This window comes from Pseudomonas sp. PSPC2-3 (assembly GCF_049898265.1).
Lineage (GTDB): Bacteria > Pseudomonadota > Gammaproteobacteria > Pseudomonadales > Pseudomonadaceae > Aquipseudomonas > Aquipseudomonas veronii.
Genome location: NZ_JAFCXJ010000007.1, coordinates 411,774 through 420,849, shown reverse-complemented (window position 1 = coordinate 420,849; position 9,076 = coordinate 411,774). Strand labels below are relative to the sequence as shown.

General features: G+C 58.7%; 15 protein-coding genes. All 15 read right to left on the bottom strand.

Annotation, left to right across the window (positions count from 1 at the left end):
- Positions 1 to 22: 22 nt before the first annotated feature.
- Positions 23 to 409: a DUF3168 domain-containing protein gene (locus ACP7E3_RS18505; protein WP_177029711.1), complete on the bottom strand. Its 387-nt coding sequence runs from the start codon at positions 407 to 409 to the stop codon at positions 23 to 25.
- Positions 402 to 905 carry an HK97 gp10 family phage protein gene (locus tag ACP7E3_RS18500; RefSeq protein ID WP_426123981.1) on the bottom strand — a complete coding sequence of 168 codons (504 nt, stop codon included), beginning with the start codon at positions 903 to 905 and terminating at the stop codon, positions 402 to 404. The genes ACP7E3_RS18505 and ACP7E3_RS18500 overlap by 8 nt, the downstream gene beginning before the upstream one ends.
- Positions 906 to 908: 3 nt before the next feature.
- The gene (locus ACP7E3_RS18495) at positions 909 to 1,079 is read right to left on the bottom strand and encodes a hypothetical protein (RefSeq protein ID WP_173677822.1); all 171 of its coding nucleotides are present in this window, start codon (positions 1,077 to 1,079) and stop codon (positions 909 to 911) included.
- Positions 1,080 to 1,088: 9 nt separating this feature from the next.
- Entirely contained in the window at positions 1,089 to 1,424 is a 336-nt protein-coding gene (locus tag ACP7E3_RS18490; protein WP_102617982.1) for a head-tail adaptor protein, read from the bottom strand.
- Positions 1,421 to 1,738: a head-tail connector protein gene (locus ACP7E3_RS18485; protein ID WP_426123979.1), complete on the bottom strand. Its 318-nt coding sequence runs from the start codon at positions 1,736 to 1,738 to the stop codon at positions 1,421 to 1,423. Before ACP7E3_RS18485 ends, ACP7E3_RS18490 begins: the two co-directional genes overlap by 4 nt.
- On the bottom strand, positions 1,731 to 2,144 hold the full coding sequence (locus ACP7E3_RS18480) for a HeH/LEM domain-containing protein (RefSeq protein ID WP_102617984.1): 414 nt from the start codon (positions 2,142 to 2,144) through the stop codon (positions 1,731 to 1,733). Before ACP7E3_RS18480 ends, ACP7E3_RS18485 begins: the two co-directional genes overlap by 8 nt.
- Before the next feature lie 41 nt (positions 2,145 to 2,185).
- Positions 2,186 to 3,451, bottom strand: coding sequence for a phage major capsid protein (locus ACP7E3_RS18475; protein WP_426123976.1), 1,266 nt, complete (start codon positions 3,449 to 3,451; stop codon positions 2,186 to 2,188).
- Positions 3,402 to 4,055, bottom strand: a complete 654-nt coding sequence (locus ACP7E3_RS18470) for an HK97 family phage prohead protease (RefSeq protein WP_102617986.1) — start codon at positions 4,053 to 4,055, stop codon at positions 3,402 to 3,404. Before ACP7E3_RS18470 ends, ACP7E3_RS18475 begins: the two co-directional genes overlap by 50 nt.
- Positions 4,033 to 5,244, bottom strand: coding sequence for a phage portal protein (locus ACP7E3_RS18465; protein ID WP_126589531.1), 1,212 nt, complete (start codon positions 5,242 to 5,244; stop codon positions 4,033 to 4,035). The genes ACP7E3_RS18470 and ACP7E3_RS18465 overlap by 23 nt, the downstream gene beginning before the upstream one ends.
- The gene (locus ACP7E3_RS18460) at positions 5,244 to 5,435 is read right to left on the bottom strand and encodes a hypothetical protein (RefSeq protein ID WP_102617988.1); all 192 of its coding nucleotides are present in this window, start codon (positions 5,433 to 5,435) and stop codon (positions 5,244 to 5,246) included. Before ACP7E3_RS18460 ends, ACP7E3_RS18465 begins: the two co-directional genes overlap by 1 nt.
- A complete protein-coding gene (locus ACP7E3_RS18455) occupies positions 5,432 to 7,159 on the bottom strand; it encodes a terminase large subunit (RefSeq protein WP_046485535.1) in 1,728 nt (575 codons plus the stop codon). Before ACP7E3_RS18455 ends, ACP7E3_RS18460 begins: the two co-directional genes overlap by 4 nt.
- Positions 7,159 to 7,644 (bottom strand): phage terminase small subunit P27 family, encoded by a 486-nt coding sequence (locus ACP7E3_RS18450; protein ID WP_046485537.1) that lies wholly within the window; start codon positions 7,642 to 7,644, stop codon positions 7,159 to 7,161. The genes ACP7E3_RS18455 and ACP7E3_RS18450 overlap by 1 nt, the downstream gene beginning before the upstream one ends.
- Before the next feature lie 135 nt (positions 7,645 to 7,779).
- Complete coding sequence (locus ACP7E3_RS18445; RefSeq protein WP_370737516.1) at positions 7,780 to 8,130, bottom strand: HNH endonuclease; 351 nt, start codon at positions 8,128 to 8,130, stop codon at positions 7,780 to 7,782.
- Positions 8,131 to 8,177: 47 nt separating this feature from the next.
- Positions 8,178 to 8,507, bottom strand: a complete 330-nt coding sequence (locus tag ACP7E3_RS18440) for a phage holin, lambda family (protein WP_046485542.1) — start codon at positions 8,505 to 8,507, stop codon at positions 8,178 to 8,180.
- 213 nt (positions 8,508 to 8,720) lie between these two features.
- Entirely contained in the window at positions 8,721 to 9,074 is a 354-nt protein-coding gene (locus ACP7E3_RS18435) for an antiterminator Q family protein (RefSeq protein WP_065870011.1), read from the bottom strand.
- Between the last annotated feature and the right edge of the window lie 2 nt (positions 9,075 to 9,076).

Sequence of the window (9,076 nt, the reverse complement as noted above, 5' to 3'; positions counted from 1 at the left end):
CGGGGCGGCCGGTGTTGGGTGTTTAGTGGGTGGTGATAATGCGGACCGTGATCGATCCCTGATACGTGACGCCGTCAGCATCGCGCTGGGCGTCGGCTTGCTCAACACGGACAGATACAGCGCGCCCGACGGTCAACGGCAGGCGGCGCTCATCCAGGGCGGCCACAACTTCACCGGTTATCCGTTTCACCTCGGCCTGGCCGTGGGCATCCGACCATACCGACAGGTAAATCAGGCGCTGCTCGCGCTTCCGGCCGGCTATGGGCGAGATGTTCGTGGATAGTTCTCGGTCAATGGACACGTATGGCATCGCCGTGTCCAGCGGCGCCCCATCGTAGATTGGGCACGAGACCTCGGCCTCCAGCCTGGCGAACAGCGCCTCCTGCAACGCAACAGACGGATCAGCCATTGGATAGCCCCTTACTCGCCTTGCTCAGCGTGCGCGCAATGGCCGCCTTGATGTTGGCCACCACATACTCCCGGTTCACGTCCTTCGAAGGACGAAGCCATGGGTGCGCCGGGCGGGCCGGTATATCTGGATACTTGCCAAAGAAGTTGGTGCCGTCAGCCTTGTTCGTGGGGCGGCGCGTGCGACCCCCGGCGCGCTTGTTTCCGGTGTAGCCCTTGGTGCCGTATTCGATGAAGCGCAGGTAGAAGAACCGTCGCTTGTTCTTCTTCCCGCGGATACCGATCTGTGCGTCGAGGCCGCTTTGCGAAACGAAAATCGTAAGCTCAGCAGCGGCGGCACCAGTGTCTTTCGGGATTAAATCCTTCATCGTCGAAAGAATCCGCTCAGCGCTGTCGCGCATTACCGGGGCCAGTTCGTTATCCATGGATTGGTGGATGGTGCGAAGCGTCCGGCGCAGCTTGAAGTCTCCGGACATGCGCGAGCGGCGGGCGGCCATGGCCTACTCCTTGGCCTTGGCTGCCTTTTCAGACGCAGGCGCTGTATCGGGCACTGGCCGTACCAGTTCACGCAACACAAGGTCGGCGCCGAGCCTGGCATCCACCGTAAACTCTTCACCCTTCTCCCGGTCGCCAGTGGCGCCGGACAGGGTGCCCAGGGCAATAACTTTCATGATTCACCTCTAAGGGTTGGGGACGTTTGAACACAGCAGCCGAAGCATGTCGCGCTCGTTGTTAGGCAGTGGAGCCTCGATCAGGTAGGTTGCGATGGCGCGACCTCCAACCATTTCGACGAGTCGATTTCCCGCGACAACATCCTTGCGCGGACGGACTCGGATTTCGGCGGTGACCACGGCTTTCAATTGTTCAGCCACTGGCGAAACCCGCCCAGTTGGCAAAACGATCTCAGCCCAAAGCTTGCCGATATCGAGCCAGGCTGTATCGAAGCCACCTGATTTGTTCTTGGTCAGAACCGGCTTGTACATCGTGCAGCGGTGCCGCATTGGGCCGGCTCTCATACATTCACCCAGCGGTGAGGCTTCCAGAGCGCATTGGTTGCCATTGGTAACTCAGCAGTGATTGTTCCGATAACCACCGTCTCGCGACTGCTGTACCAATGACCTATCAACAGCAGCGCCCCCTGCTTAATCGCCTTTGTCATCATGAGCGCATTGCCGACGGGGTCTGGCAAAGCCGTCTCTGGATCGACAAGCGTGCGATTGGTCCAGGTCTCAAACGCGCTGAGGGCTGCGTCCGTGTAGCCCTGTATCAGCGAGTCCTCATCGTCATGGTCGACCCGTAAGTGAGCCTTGACGATGGGGAGATCAATCACCCTTTGGCACCAGCGCCTGAAGGGCTTCCTTATTTGCGGACGGATCGAATTCGATCCCTTTGCCGGTGAGCCAGGCCTTCAGGTCGGGAACCTTCATCTTAAGCGGATCGGTTTCTTTCTGCGCATCGATAGCCGCGTCGATTTCTTCCTGCGAGCTGCGCGATGCGTAACCCTCGGGTGGGTAATTCACCGCTAGGTAGCCGCCTGCTAAAAACTCAGCAATGGTCGGCCCATCCAGCTTCAGACCATTGGAGTCCAGTTGATTGGGATAGGACGCCACGCCCAGGTGCTCGACCGCTACCAGCGCGCAACGCTCCGAGACATCCTGCTCGCCGGCAGGAACCTCAACTACATGGTTGCCATCCGCAGAGAATGGGAACGGTTTTTTCACAATAATGATCGGCATAAATCCTCCGGCAGTCTGGGCGCCCGTAGGCGCCCGCCCATTCAGGCAGCGGCGCTCAGGGTGAGAATCTTCACGGCCTGAGAGTCGACCAGCATGCCGCCGACGCGCTTGGTGGTGTAGAAGCCAACAAAAGGCTTGTTGGTGTAGGGGTCGCGCAGGACGCGGGTGCCGATACGGTCGACAACGGTGTAAGCGCGCTTGAAGTCACCGAATGCAATTGCATTGGCATCGGCGGCAACGTCAGGCATATCTTCGTTTTCGGTGATCCCGTAGCCCAGAAGGACCGACGGCGCACCAGCTTCCAGGCCCGGGCGCCACAGGTAGTTGCCCTCGCTGTCCTTCAGCTTGCGGACATAGGCAACAGTCAGGTTGCCCATCATCCAGGTGCCGTTTGCACGGTAGCCCGCCTTGAGAGCATGAATGAGGTTGATCAAGCTATCGCCAGTGATCGCGCCGGCGGCGCCAGAGACGAGCTTTTGCAGAACACCGAAAGCACGATCGTCGTCGCCCTTCACATCCAGGCCGTAAGCCAGCAGCCCTTTTGGCTTGTTGACCCCATCACCCTTCAGGAAAGCATTGCCTTCCTTCTCGGCGAAGTCGCGGGCAACTTCTCCATTCAGCCAACCCTCAGCATCGAAAAAGATGTCGTCAAGGCTGGTCTGAGTGGCTTGTGGATTGGCGTACAGCTCGCCCATAAAGGCAGAGATGTTACCCAACTTCGGGGTATTGGTTGCCGGGCGTGGATCGGTTTCACCAACCCAGCCAGCACCGTTACCACCCAGGTTCACCAAACGCTTGTAGTCCGGGCTGCCAACAGTGATTTGGTTGCATACCTGGCGCATTGGCGAGGTATCGCGCAGCAGTTCGATGATGCTGCGATCCAGCTCTTCAGGAACAGCAAAGCCGCCATCGGCATCAACGCCTACCTGCAAGGCCTTGGCCTGCAGTTCGCCCAGACCGGTCTCGATGCCCTTGCGCACGAACTGCATGAATGCGATCTTGTGCTCACTGGCGGCCTTGGTGCCGGTACCGTCTGGGCGCTTGAGGCCCAATAGTTCTTTTTCCAGATTGCTTTTCAGCTCATCCAGCTCACTCAACTTCTCGTTGAGGGTGTCAACCTGGCCGGACAGCTTGCCCTTTTCGGCTTCCAGGCCGTCGATGCGCTTGTCGTTCTTTTCCTTGAACTCGTCGAACTTCTTGCCCAGGGCTTCAGCGACTTGTTCCACGTCTTTCAATTCAACAGCCATGAGAGGCTCCTTACATTCGGTCAATAAGTTTTTTAAAAGGTTGCAGCGTTTCGCCGGCATCCGCCTCTCGCGGTGAAACTGCGCCGTAGCCCTTGGCCATAAAGGCCTTGGCCTGGGAGCCAGAAAACCCAACCTCTCGAAGGGCTCGCTCCACTTTGCTGGGCGGCGGTGTTTCGCCGCGGGCCAGCAGAGATTTCACATCAGTGATCCGGGCCTCGTCGTTGGCCGGGAAGGTGACCGGGGATACTTCCCACAGGTCGATTGCCTTCAGTACCCAGACGCCCTTTTCCTTGTCGTATTCGTAATCATCAAGCATGTAGCCGATGGACAAGCCGGTCAGGCTTCCAGCCTTCATGTGCCCGTGGGCACGCTTGGCCAGCGGATCGTCATCAATCAGCAGGCGCCCCTTGACGAGCAGCCCGGTGTCGTCTTCGCGCATCTCGGTGTAGATGCCGATCGGCTCGCTCATCTGGTGTTGCCAGAGCATGGCCGGCAGGCGGCCCTTCTCTTTCCACTTGGCCAGGCTGGCCGCGAATGCCCCGCGAATCACCACGTCGCCGTAGCTGTCTTCGACGCCAAACACGGAGCCATAGCCTTCGAACTCGCCGTTGTCACTGACCGACTTAAGGGTCAGCGGCACGTCAAGACGCTGTTTTGTCTGCATCGTCGGCAGCCTCTGGATTGGTAGTCATGTTCATTGGGGTGAGGTAAATGTCACCACCCTCGCGGGGGTTTTCGTCTTCAAGTTCGCGGCAGTCGTTGGGGCTCAAAATCCCCCACTGGATGCCCTTGCCGTAGGATTCGTACCGACCTTTAAGGTCGCCGCGCATCAGGGCACCGGCGTTGAACTTGGCGTAATGGGTAAGTCGGTCTTTCTCGTTGAGCAGACCGACTTGGATGCGGTGCTCGATGCGAGTCATGATCGGAACCAGCGAGTAGTTCACGAAGCTCATGCCCATGTGCTCAATGTTGTTGAGCGTCATCTTCTCCATGCTGGCAACCAGGTGCGGCGGCACACGGAACAAGCCGCAGATCTGCGCTTCTGTCAGCTTTTTGGATTCAATGAACTGGGTATCCTGGGCGTTAAGGCTGATCGGCTTCCAATCCAGCCCCATCTCCAGGATCATTGGCTTATAGGCGTTGGCCACACCCATGTGCTCGCCCTGAAAGTCCGCCTTGAGCCGCGCAAACGCTTCGTCGGTGAGCTGCTGTTCAGTGCGCAAAACACCGCTGGTAACGGCACCATTCGTGAAGAGCTTGGCGGCGTGAGCATCCATTGCCTGGCCCAGGCCCAGCGCTTGGCGCGCATAGGCGATTGGGTTTAACCCGTTGAGCCCGTCAAGCGTAAATAGCCGCACATGCCACAGCTCATCCTGGGTCAGCGTCCGTGTCCCCGACTTAAAGTTGACGGTGTATTCAACCGTCCAGTCGTCTTTGAGTTTTGGCGTAACGATGTCAGGGCTGAGCGGCAATAGTTCAACCACGTTCCCCAGCGCCATCACCTTGTAGGCGTAGAAGTTGCCACGAAGGCACAGGCACGCCACCAACATCTCCCAGAACTCCTGGGCGGTCATGTAGCTATTCGGCGCCATAGTAATGAGTGGGTAGAGCCGGTGTGTCGTTGCGGGCAATCGAACTCGACCGGTCTGCTTAAGTAGCCGACATGGCAGCATCCCCATCGACTCGGCCAACACCCGAACGCAGTTGAATACGACCAGTTGCTGCATGGCGCTGGTAGTTGTTACTCGCTGACCGGCATTGCTTTCGTAGCCTGCACCCAGCGCCTGAGCCAGCTTCTCTGGCGTATCAATGACCTGAGCTACGCTCTTCCTTCCAAGCATCGCGCGAAGCATCAGCGGCCCCCTCGAACAATAGAGGCCACTGACAAGGTGATTAACAGCGCACCACAGACAGTCAACGCCAGTGGCTCACCCATCCAGGACCAAAGACCACGGGTCAGCAATGCCAAACCAAGGACGCCGACGAGATCGGGGGCAGCCTCTTTCAGCGCCTCCAACTTTGGCGGCTTGATTTCGTCGGTCATAGGGTTCGAATTCCGTGCTTTGAGATGTGGTCAGAGAGAGTGTCTTCGGGGTGAAGGTTTGCCAGGACACGCCCGATCGCCATGATCAGAGCTACGGCGCCGTCGATTTTGTTGTCGTCGCCTTGCTTGATTGGACGGACAATGTCGTCGTTCCCCGGCATGTTCTTGCCGATCACGTTGGCGATACACCAGGTCATAATCGGGTTGCCGTCATGGTGAAAACGGCCCGCCTCAATGGCGGCCTCCAACTCCTTCATGGGGTCGGACATGTTGGTGTAGTTCTGAGTGATCGTGATCGGCTCAAAACCCTGGTCATCAAGGTCGTGACTCAGGCCTGTGGCGCCGTGCGGGTCAATCGGGCATTGACGCACCGGGGCGTGATGATTTGCCTCTTTGGTGTCCTCAAGGATCTCGCGGTAGTCGACCTCAGCGCCGTCGGTCACCTCCAAATGCTTGGTGTGAATCCAAGCCTGGAAGCGCTCCGCCATGCGCTTGTTATCGGTGTTGAACGCTGTGTCGTAAGGAACCCAGAACTTCGGCGCGATGCTGTAGTAGTGATTCTTCCCATCGATGACGCGCCAGAACAGTCTCGCCCTCGAGTTCATGTCGAGCTTTCGTGCCAAGTCGAAACCTGCAATCCACTCCTGCCCCTCGAACTGCTCCAGGGTCAGCGACGTGTCTTCGCAAGCCTTCCAGCTTTCCATGTTGTAGAAGCCGGACTTGGCGCTCACCCAGAGGTTGAGGTGCTTCGTTTTGAAGGTGTTGGCGAAGCGCGCCGAGCGAATGGCCCTGGCCTGCTGACTCTCCAGATACTCCTGAAACACTGAAACACCGTGGTTCGGGTTGGCCTTGGCCAGCATCTTCGGGTCGGTCCAGTCGTCCCCTTCGTCCAGCGTCCATATCCAGCCGAATAACTCTTCGTCCGGCACGGTGCCGGCCAGCATCTCAACGACCTGGCGGCGCTTGTCGTAACACGGCCCCTCGATGTCCGCACCCGCGGTGGTAATGATGAACATCAGCGGCTGACGCCGGGCGCCCATCCCCGTGAGCATGGTGTCGTACTGGGCCGACGTTGGGTGTTCGTGGTATTCGTCAACGATGGCGCAGCTGGGCGAAGCGCCGTCGCCGGGATTGCCGATCAGTGGCTCGAACCGGCTGAAGTCAGACGGAATATTCATGTTTGAGGCATTCACCTCAATGCCGGCGGCCTGAATCAGCATCGGTGACTTGCTGACCATGAGCTTCGCGGGCCGGAAAACCTCCCACGCTTGCTTCTCTGTGGTCGCACCGGCGTATACCTCGGCACCAAATTCGCCATCGGCAACGAACATGCTGATGCCAACACCGCCGGCGACAACAGATTTTCCGTTCTTCCTGGGCACTTCCCAGTAGCTTTCACGGAACCGGCGGTGACCGCCCTTCTTCTTGACCCAGCCAAATGTCACAGCCAGGCCGAACAACTGCCATGGCTCCAGCGTGATCAGTTGACGCTTGAACGCCCACTCGCCCTTGGTGTGCGGGAGCAACTGCATCAGCTTGAGCTTTTTCTCTGCCTTCGCCGGATCGAACTTGAAACGGAAACCGCGCTTGCGGCTGGCGGCCAGGTCGTCGAAGTGACGCTGCACTGCCTGGTGGATATAACGGCACGCAGGGACCTTACCGCGGAGCAACGACCGACCCCACGCCATTGCCTTGTCGACATTGGGGTGGGCAGATTTGGTCATCAGGTTCTCAGCAGGTTGGCAAATTCGTTGGTTTCTTTCTCCTTGTTGCCGCCGATCAGTCGTGTGCGGCTGGCAGGGTCCAGGCCCAGCATCGAACCGAACGTCACCATCTGGCGCATCGTTTCGTTAGCGGCTGTAAGCGCGGGGTTCTTCATAGGCCCACCGGTAGCGCCGGCAACAACGATTCCGTTCTTCTGGATCGATTCCTGCGCGAGTCGCCAGTTGTCGTAGGCGCTACAGAATGCCTCGACGTTATGCAGGTCCGTGATCGCCACCACGTTCTCGCGCAGCAACTCCGGAACAATCATGTTCCACATGGTGGCTGCCCGAGGACTGAACCAATCCGGCGGGTCGATCTGGGTGATCTTTGAAAACTGAGGTTCGGCTGTATTCAGCGCGCGCTTGCCAGGGTTTCCGGCGAGTAATTTTTTGGCCGTTGGCTTGGGTTTGCGACCACGGCCGGCGACCGTGGCGGTGCCTCCCATCGCGCAACTCCTGAATTTTTAATTTCGCGGGTGTAAGAAAAAGGCCAAGGGGACGGTCTAGCTCACGAAAAGCCCGAACTTTTCACCCTCCCCCTCCCGCATTGAGATTCATCCTCATTACGGCGCTCGAATCGGTCAATTCGCACGATTTCTCGACGGATTGCCCCAGCCGCCGTCCTCGGACGCCGTCTTCCTGCTGTGGCAGGGATGGCACAGGGCTTGCCAGTTCGAACTGTCCCAGAACACGGCCTTGTCACCCTTGTGAGGAACGACGTGGTCAAGGTCAGTGGCCGCGACCACCAAGCCCTGACGCTCGCACTCAGCACAGAGAGGATGCTTGGTCAGGTACGCCTTGCGAGCCTGCTGCCACTTGTAGCTGTACCCACGCTGAGCGCTGGTCTCACGCTGCTGCTCACGGCGCTTGGCCTCGGCGCTCTTTCCGATATCCTTGTGGGCATCACAGTAGCGCGGGTTTCGGGTAAGCACGTTGCAGCCCTGAGCGTTACAAGGTTTCTTTGGCCTGAGTGGCATGTTCAAGGCGTCCTGTTTGGTAGCTTGAAGTCCGTGACCCGGTCAGCTATCGACCTGATCTTCTCAACACCGAGGAAGCCGACCCAGCCACCAACGAAGGTGGCCATGCTCTGCGGCAAGCCGAAGAACTCCAGGCCGCTGATGATGGTCAGCGTCAGGCCTCCACACAGCACGCCTTCCACCAGCATCTGGCGGCGCGAGCCACCACCATAGGTGATGCGCAACACGGCCATGGCGAAGGACAGTCCGGCCGGGTAAAGGATCGGCGCATGCTGGCTCAACCACGCAAGCACAATCGCCCAGGTATCCGGCTTGTCTGGCATGTTCGGCATCTCAGGTTCCTCCCTTTAGGGGAGCGAATAGATCCGGCTCCAGCAGCACTCCCAGCTCGGAGCGATGGGTGTGGTGGAGCCGAAAACGAAAAAGCCCCGGCAAATGCCGAGGCTCAAGGAAGTGTAGAAAGCAAAAAGCCCAACTCTAGGGTCGGGCTTTGCTCGCGGAAAAACCGCAAAGTAACTTAAATCTATATATCGTCCCCGGGCCTGTCAAGCAGCCTGACGACGAATATCTAAAGCCCCATCAATCCAGGCAATGCCGGCCTTCCACAGCCCGCGCGTCTTCTCTTCGCCGAAGCCCATCTTCTTTCCGACTTCCATCAACGAGCTGTCGCGGGTGGTGTAGTACTTCATCAGCACCTGGCCGCATTCGGGGTACCGCTTAAGCAGGCGGCCCATCAAGCCATCAATCATAAGCGCGTCGTCGTCAGTGATCATCGGCGACAGGATGGTGTTCTCGCGGGAGGCGCAGCACGACACACCGGAGCCCAGGACAACCCAGCGGCCCCAATGCTCGAGCAGATCCTCGGCGGTGCGTTCTTTAAAGCTCGGTGTGAAGGCCATGG